This window comes from Mesorhizobium sp. M0045, assembly GCF_040323385.1.
Classification (GTDB): domain Bacteria; phylum Pseudomonadota; class Alphaproteobacteria; order Rhizobiales; family Rhizobiaceae; genus Mesorhizobium.
This window is the reverse complement of sequence record NZ_JAMYUY010000004.1, coordinates 122,234-136,128: the sequence shown is the minus strand read 5'-3', so window position 1 is coordinate 136,128 and position 13,895 is coordinate 122,234. Positions and strand designations below refer to the sequence as shown.

General features: G+C 63.7%; 11 protein-coding genes, 1 pseudogene and 1 riboswitch. Of the genes and pseudogenes, 9 read left to right on the top strand and 3 right to left on the bottom strand.

The features are described from left to right. Positions 1–48: 48 nt before the first annotated feature. From NKJ72_RS07970 to NKJ72_RS07960, 3 genes are all read right to left on the bottom strand, one after another. The gene (locus NKJ72_RS07970) at positions 49–1,104 is read right to left on the bottom strand and encodes a substrate-binding domain-containing protein (protein WP_352476557.1); all 1,056 of its coding nucleotides are present in this window, start codon (positions 1,102–1,104) and stop codon (positions 49–51) included. A 45-nt stretch (positions 1,105–1,149) separates the two neighbouring features. After that, entirely contained in the window at positions 1,150–2,145 is a 996-nt protein-coding gene (locus NKJ72_RS07965; protein WP_352476556.1) for an ABC transporter permease, read from the bottom strand. A gap of 83 nt (positions 2,146–2,228) precedes the next feature. Next, positions 2,229–3,740 (bottom strand): sugar ABC transporter ATP-binding protein, encoded by a 1,512-nt coding sequence (locus NKJ72_RS07960; protein ID WP_352476555.1) that lies wholly within the window; start codon positions 3,738–3,740, stop codon positions 2,229–2,231. 135 nt (positions 3,741–3,875) lie between these two features. On the opposite strand from NKJ72_RS07960, the gene mtnK reads away from it, so the two are divergent. The 9 genes and pseudogenes from mtnK to NKJ72_RS07915 all read left to right on the top strand — a co-directional run bounded on the left by mtnK (position 3,876) and on the right by NKJ72_RS07915 (position 13,894). Next, positions 3,876–5,147: an S-methyl-5-thioribose kinase gene (gene mtnK / locus NKJ72_RS07955; protein WP_352476554.1), complete on the top strand. Its 1,272-nt coding sequence runs from the start codon at positions 3,876–3,878 to the stop codon at positions 5,145–5,147. Then, the gene (mtnA, locus tag NKJ72_RS07950) at positions 5,144–6,238 is read left to right on the top strand and encodes an S-methyl-5-thioribose-1-phosphate isomerase (RefSeq protein ID WP_352476553.1); all 1,095 of its coding nucleotides are present in this window, start codon (positions 5,144–5,146) and stop codon (positions 6,236–6,238) included. The genes mtnK and mtnA overlap by 4 nt, the downstream gene beginning before the upstream one ends. Positions 6,239–6,418: 180 nt before the next feature. Next, positions 6,419–7,303 (top strand): helix-turn-helix domain-containing protein, encoded by an 885-nt coding sequence (locus NKJ72_RS07945; protein WP_352476772.1) that lies wholly within the window; start codon positions 6,419–6,421, stop codon positions 7,301–7,303. Positions 7,304–7,433: 130 nt separating this feature from the next. Next, positions 7,434–8,093, top strand: coding sequence for a 2Fe-2S iron-sulfur cluster-binding protein (locus tag NKJ72_RS07940; protein ID WP_352476552.1), 660 nt, complete (start codon positions 7,434–7,436; stop codon positions 8,091–8,093). Between the two features lie 3 nt (positions 8,094–8,096). Then, entirely contained in the window at positions 8,097–9,083 is a 987-nt protein-coding gene (locus NKJ72_RS07935; RefSeq protein WP_352476551.1) for an FAD binding domain-containing protein, read from the top strand. Between the two features lie 71 nt (positions 9,084–9,154). After that, positions 9,155–9,625 carry a nuclear transport factor 2 family protein gene (locus tag NKJ72_RS07930; RefSeq protein WP_352476550.1) on the top strand — a complete coding sequence of 157 codons (471 nt, stop codon included), beginning with the start codon at positions 9,155–9,157 and terminating at the stop codon, positions 9,623–9,625. Between the two features lie 96 nt (positions 9,626–9,721). Then, a pseudogene (locus tag NKJ72_RS07925) lies at positions 9,722–12,029 on the top strand (xanthine dehydrogenase family protein molybdopterin-binding subunit). A gap of 91 nt (positions 12,030–12,120) precedes the next feature. Next, positions 12,121–12,268: riboswitch (FMN riboswitch) on the top strand. A gap of 76 nt (positions 12,269–12,344) precedes the next feature. Further along, a complete protein-coding gene (locus tag NKJ72_RS07920; RefSeq protein WP_352476549.1) occupies positions 12,345–12,818 on the top strand; it encodes a 6,7-dimethyl-8-ribityllumazine synthase in 474 nt (157 codons plus the stop codon). A gap of 68 nt (positions 12,819–12,886) precedes the next feature. Then, positions 12,887–13,894 (top strand): dihydroxyacetone kinase subunit DhaK, encoded by a 1,008-nt coding sequence (locus NKJ72_RS07915; RefSeq protein WP_352476548.1) that lies wholly within the window; start codon positions 12,887–12,889, stop codon positions 13,892–13,894. Position 13,895: the final 1 nt, after the last annotated feature.

Sequence of the window (13,895 nt, the reverse complement as noted above, 5' to 3'; positions counted from 1 at the left end):
CCTGCAACGAGCTGCGGCAGACGGCTATTGTTTTGCTCGTGCCGAAAGTCACTTAGCGTTCGGGTTCGGTATCCAGGCCGGCATCGCGACATCGGCATGGGCGAATTGCGGCAGCTTGGCCGAGAGGTCCTCCATGTTCTTGATGTCCTTGTCGATCAGATCCTTCTGGGTGATCAGCGTTGGCGGTACGATGACGTTGTGGCCGGGATCTTCACCGGCCAACAGCTGCGCCAGCGCACGCACCGAGACCTGGCCGACGACGGCCGGGTTGGTGGCGGCGGTTGCCGCCCAGGCGCTGTCCGGCTCGCGCATCGCGGCGATGTCCGAGGTCGAGATGTCGGCCGAATAGATCTTGATGTCCTTGTTCAACCCGGCCTCGTCGACGGCGATCTTCACGCCTTTGGCGAATTCGTCATAGGGCGCGAACATCACCTTGATGTCGGGATGAGCCGACAACACCGAGCGAGCCTGGTTGGCGACCGAATTGGCGATCGGATTGTCGAGCGTGCCGAACATGGCGACTTCGTTGATGCCCGAATATTTCTTCTTGAATTCGACCCAGGTCTCGTTGCGCCGGTCGAGTGGGGCGATGCCGGCGACATAGACATAGCCGGCCTTCCAGCTCTCGCCATTGTCTTTGACCGCCTGTTCGAGTGCGAGGCGCGCGAGGTCGCGGTCGGATTGCTCGATCTGCGGGATCTTGGGGTTTTCGACATTGACGTCGAAGGCGACGACCTTGATGCCGGCATCGACCGCGCGCTGGGCGGCGTCCTTCATCGATTCCGTCAGTCCGTGCTGGATGATGATGCCCTGGACGCCGAGCGCGATGGCCTGGTCGACCATGTCGGCCTGAAGCGCTGCGTCCTGGCGACTGTCGAGCACGCGCAGGTCGACGCCGAGCGCCTTGGCCTGCGCCTCGACGCCGGACAAATACGCCTGGAAGAAGTCGCCGGTCGAGAGATAGCGGACCAGCGCTATCTTGACGGCGCCCGGCTTGTCGAACGGCGCTGGCCGATCCTGCGCCATTGCCGGCAACTGCATCAGCAATGTTGCGCCGGCAAGCCCGAGCGCTGCCTTCCCCAAAAGCCTTCTTGTGATGTTCACGTCGCTTCCTCCACTTGTTGAACCCAAAATGTAACCGGTCGAAACCTATCTCCTGCCCCTGCCGGACAGGGCGAAGGTGAAGACAAGCGCGACCACGAGAACCACGCCCTTGACGAAATCCTGCGTGTAGTAAGGCGCGTTCATCATCGTCAGGCCCTGCAGCAGCACGCCGACAAACACCGCGCCGACAGCCGTGCCGAAGGCGTTCGGCTTGGCGGCGCCGAGAACCGCGTAACCGATGAGTGCCGCAGCCACCGCGTCGAGCAACAGATTATTACCCGAGGCGATGTCGCCACGTCCAAGCCGGGCGGCGAGCAAAATGCCGCCGATCGAGGCAAAAACCCCAGAAATAACGTAGGCCCAGATTTTGTATGCCTTGACAGGCGCGCCGGCGAGTTCGGCAGCGCGTTCGTTGCTGCCGACCGCATACATCATGCGCCCGAAACGCGTGTATTCTAGAAAGAACCAGATCAGTACGGCCAGCACGAGCAGGACGACGACCGACACTGGGATGAGGTTCGGGATGAAGAAGTCGAAGCGATGGCGGCCAAGCGCCAGGAACGCGGCGCCGAAGCTGCCGTTGGCGACCGAGCCGTCGGGCATGGTCATGCCGGTGGCGATCGAACGGCCCTCGGTAGGTATGCGCTGCAGGCCGACAAGCAGGAACATCATGCCGAGCGTCGCCAAAAGGTCCGGCACCCGCATATAGACGATCAGCCAGCCATTGATGAGGCCGACGACGGCGCCGATCACAAGGCAGACGACGACCGCCACGACGGCGTTCTGTTCCAGCACCACCATGACGTAGGCAGCCGCCATCATGGCGCTGGTGGCGACCGAGCCGATCGACAGGTCGAAGCCGCCGACGACCAGCGTGGCGGTGACGCCGAGCGCCAGAACGCCGGTGATGGCGACCGACTGGAAGATGAAGACGGCACTTTGCGGCGAGACGAATCCATCGGCGGCGACGGCGAAATAGGCGATCAGCCCGAACAACAGAACGATGAAGCCGTAGCGAATAGCATGGTCGCGCAGGATCATTCAGCGCTCCCGCACGCTGGCACCGTCTTTATCCGACCCGAATTCATACCCTCTCCATTCCAATTCTCATCGTCTTCCCGCTGTCAGGCTGCGCTGTGCAACGGCCCGCCCGCCACTTCGGCCAATAGCCGCTCGAGATCGACATCGGTATTGCGGTGCTCGCCGACGATCGTCTGCTCCGACATCACCAGGATGCGATCGGCTGTCTCCAGGGCTTCGTCGAGTTCGGTGACGAACAGCAGCGTCGCGCGGCCGTGGGCGCTCGCCCGCAGCTTTGCGGCGATATCGCGTCTGGCCGAGATGTCCACACCTTGAAACGGCTCGTCGAGGATGAAAAGCCTTGCCGCCTGCGACATCCAGCGGGCGACCATCACCTTCTGCTGATTGCCACCGGAAAGCGACGCCATCTCGTCCCTCTCGGAGCGGCAGACGATGCCCAACTCCTGGATCTGCTGGCGGGCAACAGCGCGTTCGATACCGCGTTTGAGAACACCGAGACGCGACATGCGACTGTGGAACGGCAGGCTGATGTTTTCCTGGATGTTGAAGTCGCCGACGATGCCGTTTTCGCCCCGGTCCTTGGCGACGAGAAACACGCCGGCGGCAATCGCTTCGCCGGTCGACGCCGGCGCATAGGGTTTCCCGTTCAGCACCATGGTCCCGGACAGCGGCTTGCGCAAACCGAACAGCGTCTCGGCGAGTGCGGTCTTGCCGACACCGACGAGGCCGGTGATGGCGACGACCTCGCCGTCGCCGAGGGTCAGCGAAATCGGCCTGGCGCCTTCAGCAATCCGCAATGCATCGGCAGCGAAAATTGCTTTGGCCGAATTCCTGGCGACGATCCGCTCGAGCTGGATCTTACGGCCGAGCATGGCGTTGACCGCACCTTCGTAATCCAGCGGCTTCTTGTCGAAGATACCTGAGATAACCCCATCGCGCATTGAAATGATGCGATCGGCAAGCCGTCTGATATCCGACATACGGTGCGAGATGTAGAGGATCGCCACGCCTTGCTGGCGGAGCCGGTCGAGCAATGCGAACAGCCGGTCGGCTTCGGCGCTGGACAGCGAGGAGGTCGGTTCGTCGAGGATCAGCACTTTCGGCCGGTGCGCCATGGCGCGGGCGATCGCCACCATCTGGCGGTCGGCCAGAGAGAGATCGCTGATCCGGGCCTTGAGGTCGATGGCCAGTCCCATGCGGTCGGCCACCGTCTTTGCCTCGCGACGCACCCGGCCCGGATTGAACAGCGTCGGCACGCCGCTGCCGCTCAGCCTGTCGAGGGTAAGGTTGGTTGCGACGTCGAGGTCGGCGACGACACCGTCATTGATGTTCTGGTGAACGGTAACGACGCCGGCGCGGATCGCCTCGGCCGGCGTTTTCGGGGCGAAGTCCTGACCGGCAAGCGACATCGAGCCGCCGCCATGGTCGTAAACACCGCTGATGATCTTGACGAGGGTGGATTTGCCGGCGCCGTTGGCGCCCATCAGCACGGTCATTTCGCCGGCATGCAATTCGAGCGAGACGCCGCCAAGCACCTCGATATGGCCAAAGGATTTCCTCAGGCCGTCGACGCGGAACACGGCATCATTGCCCATTCGTTCCTCCCTGACCGTGACGCTATGGGCTATATCGGCAATTGTCAACATGATTGACAATTGCCAGAAGGCTTCCTAGCTTGGCCCGGCCGCCGTGGCTCCGCTATCATCGGAGCACATAAGCGGGAGGTGAGGATGACTGGGAAATCGCCGTTCGAAGCACTGTCGGTCGAGACACTGGCGGGCCGTCTCGGTGCCAACGAGGCCCTGTGTTCGCAGATCGGCAAGGATACGAGCCAGTGGAAGGTTCGTGAAGTCGGCGACGGCAATCTGAACCTTGTGTTCATCGTCGAAGGTGCTGAGGGTGCGGCCGTCGTCAAGCAGGCCCTGCCCTACGTCCGGCTGGTCGGCGACAGCTGGCCGCTGCCGTTAAAACGCTCCTTCTTCGAATACCATGCGCTGACGCGGCAACAGGCACGGGCGCTGGGTTCGGTGCCTGAGATCTACCACTTCGATGAAGGCCAGGCGCTGATCATCATGGAGTACCTGTCGCCGCACATTATCCTGCGGCGGGCACTGATCGAAGGCAGGCAACTGCCGAACATCGCGAAAGACATCGGCTTGTTCATGGCCCGCACGCTGTTTCGCGGCTCCGACCTGCATATGGCGACCAAGGATCGCAAGGCCGATCTGGCGCTGTTCGCCGACAATGTCGAACTATGCGACATCACCGAGAACCTGGTTTTCTCGGATCCGTATTTCGATGCCAAGATGAACCGGCACACCAGCCCACAGCTCGACGGCATTGTCGCCGAGCTGCGCGCCGACCGCGACCTCAAGGTCGAGGCGCAGCGGATGAAGCACATCTTCGCTGCCAATGCCGAGACGCTGCTGCATGGCGACCTGCATTCCGGCTCGATCATGGTCACCGACACCGAAACGCGGATGATCGATCCCGAATTCGCCTTCTACGGCCCGATCGCCTTCGACGTTGGCATGCTGCTCGCCAATTTCTGGATGGCGTTCTTCTCGCAGCGCGGCCATGAACAGGGCGGAAGCCGCGATGCCATGCGCGACTATCTGCTCGGCGTTACGGTCGAGACATGGTCGGTATTCCGCGTCGAGTTCTCGCATCTGTGGCGAACCGAGCGTACCGGCATGCTCTACCACAAGAGTCTGTTCGAGGATCAGGGCGACAGGCTTGGCGCCGAGCAGGCGCTAGACCACATGCTGCAGTCGATCTGGACCGATCTGCTCGGCTTTGCCGGCGTCGAGGTTCACCGGCGCATTCTCGGCCTTGCCCATAATGCTGATTTCGAGACCATTGCCGATCCTGATCTGCGCGCCAGATGTGAGGCAAAGGCGCTGAAATTCGGCCGTCACGTTGCCGTCAACCGGCGCCAGATCCACAGCATCGACGAGGTCAACCGGTTGGCCGCGCTGATCGAACGGGAGAGCAGAATTTGAACGTCGGCGACCGCCACTACCGCACCATCTGGCCGAGTGACGACGGGCGTTCGGTGGAGATCATCGACCAGCGCTGGCTGCCGCATGATTTCCGCATCGAAAAGATCGATACCGTCGCCGGCATCGCCACGGCAATCCGCGACATGTGGGTGCGCGGGGCGCCGCTGATCGGCGTCACCGCCGCCTATGGCGTCGCCATGCAGATGGCCGACGACCCGTCGGACGCAGCACTCGACGCCGTCTGGGCAACCTTGCACGAAACGCGCCCGACGGCGATCAATTTGCGCTGGGCGCTGAACGAAATGCAGCGCTTCCTGCTGACGCTTCCCCTGGCAGAACGTGCCGCGGCTGCATATCGGCGTGCCGGCGAGATCGCTGACGAGGATGTCGGCCTCAACCGCGCCATCGGCGCCCATGGGCTCGAAATCATCAAGGCGATCGCGGCGCGCAAGCAGCCGGGCGAACCAGTCAATGTCCTGACCCACTGCAATGCCGGCTGGCTGGCCACCGTCGACTACGGCACCGCCACCGCGCCGATCTATCTGGCGACGGAAGCCGGCATTCCAGTCCATGTCTATGTCGACGAAACGCGACCCCGCAACCAGGGTGCCCAATTGACCGCCTGGGAGATGGCCGGCCACGGCGTGCCGCATACACTCATCGTCGACAACGCCGGCGGCCATCTGATGCAGCGCGGCCAGATCGACATGGTCGTCGTCGGCACCGACAGGACCACCGCCGACGGCGATGTGTGCAACAAGATCGGTACCTATCTCAAGGCACTGGCCGCCGCCGACAACGACGTGCCGTTCTATGTCGCGCTGCCGTCGCCGACGATCGACTGGACCGTGGGCGACGGGCTGGCCGAAATCCCGATCGAACAGCGCTCGCCCGACGAGGTCTCGCTGGTCTGGGGCAAGACCGCTTCCGGCGAGATCGCCCAGGTCCGCGTGTCGCCGGAAGCCACGCCGGCGGCCAATCCGGCCTTCGACGTGACGCCGGCGCGGCTGGTCACCGGTTTGATCACCGAACGCGGTGTCGCTACGGCCTCGCGCGAAGGCCTGAAGGCGATGTTTCCCGAGCGCGGATGATCGGCTTTTCCGGGAGGGCGCTCTGGATTGCCTGATCTCACGATTTCTTGACCACGGCACGGTTAAGAACGCCCGTTGCCTGTCCTACATGGACGGCCGTATGCGTAGCGGCGGGGCGGCGCCCAACGCTCGAAGCCGGGGTTGACCACGGCCCGGCGAGTGAACAAGCGGGATACCGCGATGTCATTCAGACCATTGCTTGGTGACGGACGGGTTCGGAGCCAGGACGAGAAGTCGGAGCCCCTGCAAACCGCGTCATGGGTCAGCTCCTCGATCGTGTTCGACAACCGGCGGTGGGCGTGCCGGGAGGCGGAGCTCCGCTGGACAGCCCCTCATCATCTGATCGTGCTGACCGAAGAAGGCGGCACGTCCCATACATCCATCCGGCACGAGGCGCGATCCCTTTACGATGGGATGGACCGTCCCGGAGCCCTCACCTTCGTCCCGGCAGGCGCGGAACGACAGGGCTTCTATCGCGATGTAAACCTCTCCTATTCAGCCCTGTGGATCGATCCCGATATCAGGCTTCCCGGATGCGAACGCCTGAGGAACCTGCCTATACTGGTAAACAAGAAAGACGCGGTCGTCGCCACGCTCCTGAGTTCGCTTCGCGACGAGATGGCACTCGGCCACATGCCAGACACTGCCTATGTCGAGCATCTGGTCGCCCTGGTCAGCCTCCGCGTGGCCAACCTGAGCCGGGAGCAACAGCGGTTTGTACGTCACGGCTGTCTCAGCCGCCGAGCACTTGGTCGCGTTCGGGATTACATCGATGCGCATATGAATTCCGACATTTCGCTAAGCGAGCTGGCAGCCGTCGCGGGCATGGCCGTCGACAGCTTTGCGCGTCGCTTCAAGGCGACGACCGGCCTTGCACCCTATGCCTATGTGATCGAGGAACGGGTGCGGCGAGCGGAGGTGTTGCTGCGCGAAACGGGTTTGTCGATCGGTATCATTGCCTTTCGGCTCGGCTTTTCAAGCCAGAGCCACTTCACCACGACCTTCCGACGTCTAAGGGGCACGACGCCTCGTGCCTATCGGATGAATTCTTCTCCAGAATCCTGATAGTGCCGCCGGTTTCTTGAAAGAAAGGCGCCGCGCGCACTCCCACCTCCAGTGTCGTTGGGTGACAGAACCCGAGGAGTTGCTCGGGTCAAGTTGCCGTCTGCGCTTCATTGCGACTGGGAGATCATGCATGGCCAAAACGGACAACAGGAGCGGGCCGACGCGTCGGATGGTGTTGGAAGGCGGTGTTGCGACCGGGGTGCTCCTGGCTACCGGAATACCGGTTGACGCCGAGCCGGCCGAGACCGTCACGGCGGCGGCATCGGCCACGCCGGTACCGACGATGACGATATCGTTGCGGATCAACGCGAAGGATCTTGCCATCGCGCTCGACCCGCGGACGACGCTGCTCGACGCCCTGCGCAACCATCTCGGCCTCACCGGCTCGAAGAAGGGCTGCGACCACGGCCAGTGCGGCGCATGCACGGTGCTCGTCGATGGGCGCCGGATCAATTCCTGCCTGACGCTTGCCGCAATGCATGAAGGCGACGAGATCACCACGATCGAGGGCCTTGCCGAGGGTGACCGGCTGCATCCGGTCCAGGCCGCCTTCATCGCCCGCGACGGTTTCCAGTGCGGCTACTGTACGCCAGGCCAGATCTGCTCGGCGGTTGGTATGCTGGGCGAGGCGCGGGCTGGCTGGCCAAGCCATGCGAGCGCTGACGTGGCAGCGGCTTCCGTCGGTCTCACCGATGTCGAGATCCGCGAGCGGATGAGCGGCAACATCTGCCGTTGCGCCGCCTATCCGAACATTGTCGCTGCAATCCGCGACGCGGCAGAGGAGGCATGAGCAATGCAGTCCTTCACTTATGAACGTGCGACGAGTGCCGAGCAGGCGGCCGCCGCGGTTGCGGCCCGGCCGGACGCCAAGTTCATCAGCGGCGGCACCAACCTGCTCGACCTGATGAAGCTCGAGATCGAGCGCCCAGCGCATCTCGTCGACATCAGCCGGCTGCCTCTTGATCGGATCGAGGAGACGGCGGAAGGCGGGCTTCGGGTCGGCGCCCAGGTCCGCAATAGCGATCTCGCCGCCGACCCACGGGTAAGGTCGCGCTACCCGATGCTCACGCAAGCGCTGCTGGCGGGAGCGTCTGGACAGATACGCAACAAGGCCTCGACCAGCGGCAATCTCCTGCAGCGTACGCGCTGCCCCTACTTCTATGACCGCAACATGCCCTGCAACAAGCGCCAGCCGGGTTCGGGCTGCGCGGCGCTTCAGGGCTTCAACCGCATGCACGCCGTACTCGGCGCGAGCGAAGCCTGCATCGCGGTACATCCTTCTGACATGGCGGTCGCCATGTCCGGGCTCGACGCCTGGATCGAGACCGTCTCGCCCGGCGGTGAGACCCGCACGATCACGATCGGCGATTTCCATCGATTGCCCGAGGCGACGCCCCATGTGGAGACCGTGCTCGGCCACGGCGAAATGGTCGTTGCGGTTACCCTGCCGCCGCGACCACCCGGCCGGCAGCTTTACCGCAAGGTGCGCGACCGTGCTTCCTACGCCTTCGCGCTGGTGTCGGTGGCAGCAATCGTCGAGAAAAGCGGCGACCGTATCCGAAGCGCTCGGATCGCCATGGGCGGCGTGGCAGCGAAACCCTGGCGCGCGACGGAGGCGGAGCGCGCGCTGGCAGGCGCGGCGGCGTTCGACGGCGCCTTTACCGACGCGGCCGAAGCCGCGCTCGCCGGAGCCGTCGGGCATGGCGCCAATGACTTCAAGATCCCGCTGGCGAAACGGACGGTGCGGCACACGCTCGCTGCTGCCGTCGAACGTGCATGAGGTGGTGCGATGACAGAGACGACGACCCCGAGCAGCGGTTCCCAGATGCAGGCGACGAGCGGGGGATCGATATGAAACTCACGCGACGCGCCGTTGCCGCCGCGGGTGGCGGCCTTTTTGTTTCTGCCGCCGCAGCCTGGGGCGCCACATCCGACCCGGCAGCTCGTCACGTGCTCGAGGCCGCCGTTGACGCCTTCTTTGCCGGCTGGGCCTCTGGCGACTGGACGGCATTCCTTGATTCTTGCGATGAGACGATGACCTTCCAATTCCCTGTCGGCGAGCAACGAGGCCGACATGGACCGCCAGAAGGCAAGCAGGCACTCGCAGCCTGGACCGCCGCGCATCAAGCGCAGGGAAACAGGATCACGAAATCGACCGTCGATCTCAAGCTCTTCGCCGCCGACTGGGTCATCGTCTGCGATCGCGGGAGCGGGACAATCAGTGGCGCGCCCTACACTGGCCTGCATGCGATCTTCATGCGGGCCGGCCCGACAGGGAGGCTGGTCGAGTTTCGCGAGTATTTCGGCGAGATCGCCGCGTGAGCTCCGGCCGCCGCGCGACGAACATGAAGGTGCAAGGAAGAGGCGTCGTCGCGGCCTCGATGCTTCTGAACTCCCAATGAAATCTTTAGGTGACTTATGAACGACACCATACCCGGACTGCCCGGCTCCGCCATCCATTCAAGGGTGAAACCTCGTCCCGATGCCGGCGTCATCGGGCGGCCGATCGACCGCATTGACGGTCCGCTCAAAGTGACGGGCGGCGCCACATACGCTTACGAGAATGCGCTGGATGGTACAGCCTATGGCTACATTCTCGGCGCCTCCGTCGCCAAGGGCCGCATCGCCGAGATCGACACGACCGAAGCCGAACGGGCGCCGGCAGTGCTGCTCGTCATGACGCACCGGAATGCGCCGGCCCAGCCGGATTTCGGCCCATCGGTCACGCCGACGGTGCCGGAGGTCTTCACCCGCGCCCGGCCCGCGCTCAACAGCGATCGGGTGCGGTATTACGACGAGCCCGTCGCGCTGGTCGTTGCGGAGACGTTCGAGGCTGCACGCGCTGCTGCGGGCCTCATCAGAATACGCTACGAGAAGGAGCCGGGCCTCTACGATCTAACGGGCCATCAGGCCGACGCCTATGCACCAAAGCGGACAAATGCCGGCTTCGAGACCGACAGCGTGATCGGCGACTTCGAGAGCGCCTTTGCTGCGGCCCCGGTCAAGATCGATGCCACGTACCGGACGCCTTTCGAACATCACAATCCAATGGAGCCGCATGCGACGCTCGCCGCCTGGTCAGGCAACGAGCTGACGATCGATACATCGGCGCAGACCCTCGCGAACTTCCGGGCCGGGGTCGCCAGCACGCTTCGCATCCCGCCCGAGCGTGTGCGCATCATCAGCCCGTTCATCGGCGGAGGCTTCGGCTCCAAGCTGATTGCCCATGCCGATACGATCCTGGCCGCGCTTGCAGCGCAGGTCCTGCAGCGTCCCGTGAAGATCGCGCTGACGCGACAACAGATGTTCGCCAATGCCGGACACCGCGCAGAGATGATCCAACAGGTGCGTCTCGGCGCGGACACCGATGGGCGGCTCACCGGGATCGCGCACGAGGTCTGGTCGGCAACGTCCAGCTTCGAGGAGTACTGCGAGCAAACGGCAGTGTTTGCCCGCTCGCTCTATGCGGCGCCGAACCGTCTCACCCGCCATCGCCTGGTTCCGCTGGACATCAACCGCGGCGAATGGATGCGCTCGCCCGGCGAAGCGCCCGGCATGCTGGCCTTCGAATGTGCAATGGATGAACTCGCCGAGCGGGTCGGCCTGGATCCGATCGAACTCAGGGTCCGAAACGAGCCGGCACAGGATCCCGAGCGCGGCGTGCCGTTCTCTACCCGCAATCTCGTCGCCTGCATGGACGAAGGCGCCCGGCGTTTCGGTTGGGAGCGGAGAAACCCGACACCTGGCCGCACCCGAGAGGGCCGCAAGCTCATCGGCTACGGCATGGCGGCGGCGATCCGTCCGAACTACATCGGCGCGGCGACGGCGCGGGTTGCGATCGACCGGGACGGTCGGGTGACGGCGCGGCTCGACATGACCGATTGGGACCGGCACCTATACGATCCTGACCCAGATCGTGGCGGAGAGCCTCGGCCTGCCGATCTCGTCCATCAAAGTGGAGCTTGGCGACAGCCGCTTCCCGCGTACCGCCGGCTCCGGCGGGTCCTGGGGCGCAGCAAGCGCGGGTTCGGCGCTGCACAACGCCTGCAACGCTCTGAAGGAACGCATCCTGGAGGCGGCGCAGTCGAACGAAGCCTCGCCGTTGCGCGGCGCGAACGCCACCGAGGCAAGCTTTGCCGACGGCGAGGTCAGGGTCGGCCAGCGATCGGCGAGCCTGGCCGATCTTATCCGAGGGATCTCTCTCGACGGGCTCGAAGCCGAAGGCTCCGTAGCCGCGGGCGCCACTACCCAGTCATACAAGACCTATTCGCAGCATTCCTATGGCGCGCATTTCGCAGAGGTCGCTGTCGATTGCGATACCGGTGAAATCCGCATGCGCCGGATGCTGACTGTGATCGGCGCGGGCCGTATCCTCAACGCCAAGACCGCGCGCTCGCAAATCATCGGCGGCATGACCTGGGGGATCGGTGCAGCGCTGATGGAGCAGACGGTGCTCGATCCGCGCTACGGCCACTTCGTCAATCACGATCTTGCCGAGTATCATGTGCCGGTCAATGGCGATGTCCCCGATATGGAGGTCGCCTTCCTCGAGGAAGATGACGACAAGGCCAACCCGCTTGGCGCAAAGGGTCTCGGCGAGCTCGGCGTGTGCGGTGCCGGGGCAGCTGTCGCCAACGCCATTTACAACGCGACCGGCGTGCGAGTGCGTGAATTTCCCATCACCTTGGACAAGGTGCTGCCTGCCTTGCCTGTGATCGCCATTTGACTCTGCAAATTGTCAGCGCCTCCTCGCCCTCAAGGGTGACCGCGACGCCGGTGGTTGACAGTGTCATCCAGCCCTTCCATACAAACGCGGTCAATGTTCTCAGGGCGGGGTGAAAGTCCCCACCGGCGGTGAAGGGTTTCGGCCCAAGCCCGCGAGCGCCTTCCAGATGATCGGAAGGGTCAGCAGATCCGGTGTGATTCCGGAGCCGACGGTCAAAGTCCGGATGGAAGAGAACGAATGGAAGACGGTCCGCTTTCGCGGTTCGGATTCCATATCGTGCGTCCTGATTCTGGTTCGAAACGGAAGGATGGACCCATGAATCAGCATTCCCGGAAAAACTATGAAACGATCCGCGTTGCCGTCATTCGGGCGCGCTGGCACGCCGACATCGTCGACCAATGCGTTGCAGCGTTCGAGGCGGAACTGGCGGTTCTCGGGGAGAAACGCTTTGCCGTCGATGTCTTCGACGTGCCGGGTGCCTATGAGATTCCCCTGCATGCAAAGACCTTGGCCCAGACCGGTCGCTATGCGGCGATCCTCGGCGCGGCGTTTGTCGTCAATGGCGGCATCTACCGCCATGAATTCGTGGCGGGCGCTGTCATCGACGGCATGATGAACGTGCAATTGTCGACTGGCGTGCCCGTGCTTTCGGCGGTGCTGACGCCGCACAACTACCATGACAGCGCGGACCATCACCGCTTCTTCTTTGAGCATTTCAAGGTCAAGGGCAAAGAGGCGGCCAGTGCCTGCGTGCAACTGCTGGCGGCACGCGAACGCATCGCGGCATGAAATCTCCGTCGCGGGTGGAAATCCCGGTAAGGCGCTGTAGTATCTCACGAAAACCAGGGAGGATGCCGGTGCAGACCAAGAAGATCATCAATGACGGTAACCGCTCCGTCGACGAGATGCTGGAGGGCATCCTGGCTGCGCATCCGCGCCATCTCAAAAGTGCGGAGGGAAGTCCGCGCTCCATCATCGCCCGCGACGGCCCACGCCCCGGCAAGGTCGGCCTCGTCATCGGCGGTGGCTCCGGCCACGAGCCGACCTTCCTCGGCTTCGTCGGCAAGGGGCTGGCCGACGCCGCCGCAATCGGCAATGTCTTCGCGTCGCCGCCGCCCGACCCGATCCTCGAATGCACCAAGGCGGCCAGCGGCGGCGCCGGCGTGCTGTTCATGTACGGCAACTATGCCGGCGACGTGATGAACTTCGACATGGCCGCCGAAATGGCGGCAATGGACGACATCGAGGTGCGCACCTTGCTGACCACCGACGACGTGCCATCGGCCCCCCGAGACCAGAGACACAGAAGGCGTGGTGTCGCCGGCAATTTCTTCATTTTCAAGGCCGCCGGTGCCGCATGCGACCAGATGCTGTCATTCGATGAATGCGAGCGTATCGCCAGGAAGGCCAACGATCACACCTTCACCATGGGCGTGGCGCTGTCGCCCTGCTCGCTGCCGCAGACCCGCCGGCCCAATTTCGAGATCGGCCCGGACGAGATGGAGATCGGCATGGGCATCCACGGCGAGCCCGGCACCGCGCGTGGAAAGTTGAAAACCGCCGACGAGATCACCGACGAAATGCTGGACAAGGTCCTCGACGAGATGGCACCGGCGCGCGGCGATAAGGTCGCCGTGCTCGTCAATTCACTCGGCTCAACGCCGTTGATGGAGCTTTACATCATGAATCGGCGCGTCAAGCAGAGGCTCGACGACATCGGCGTTTCCGTCCACGCGACCTGGGTCGGCAATTATTGCACGTCGCTCGAAATGGCCGGCGCCTCGGTGACGCTGATGCATCTCGACGGCGAATTGCAGGCGATGCTCGACCATCCTTGTGACTGCGCCATGTTCCGCGCCGGCTGAG

Coding starts and splice junctions, on each gene's coding strand:
- NKJ72_RS07965 (WP_352476556.1), bottom strand. CDS start 2,145: ATGATCCTGCGCGACCATGCTATTCGCTACGGCTTCATCGTTCTGTTG.
- NKJ72_RS07960 (WP_352476555.1), bottom strand. CDS start 3,740: ATGGGCAATGATGCCGTGTTCCGCGTCGACGGCCTGAGGAAATCCTTT.
- mtnK (WP_352476554.1), top strand. CDS start 3,876: ATGACTGGGAAATCGCCGTTCGAAGCACTGTCGGTCGAGACACTGGCG.
- NKJ72_RS07945 (WP_352476772.1), top strand. CDS start 6,419: ATGTCATTCAGACCATTGCTTGGTGACGGACGGGTTCGGAGCCAGGAC.
- NKJ72_RS07940 (WP_352476552.1), top strand. CDS start 7,434: ATGGCCAAAACGGACAACAGGAGCGGGCCGACGCGTCGGATGGTGTTG.
- NKJ72_RS07935 (WP_352476551.1), top strand. CDS start 8,097: ATGCAGTCCTTCACTTATGAACGTGCGACGAGTGCCGAGCAGGCGGCC.
- NKJ72_RS07930 (WP_352476550.1), top strand. CDS start 9,155: ATGAAACTCACGCGACGCGCCGTTGCCGCCGCGGGTGGCGGCCTTTTT.
- NKJ72_RS07920 (WP_352476549.1), top strand. CDS start 12,345: ATGAATCAGCATTCCCGGAAAAACTATGAAACGATCCGCGTTGCCGTC.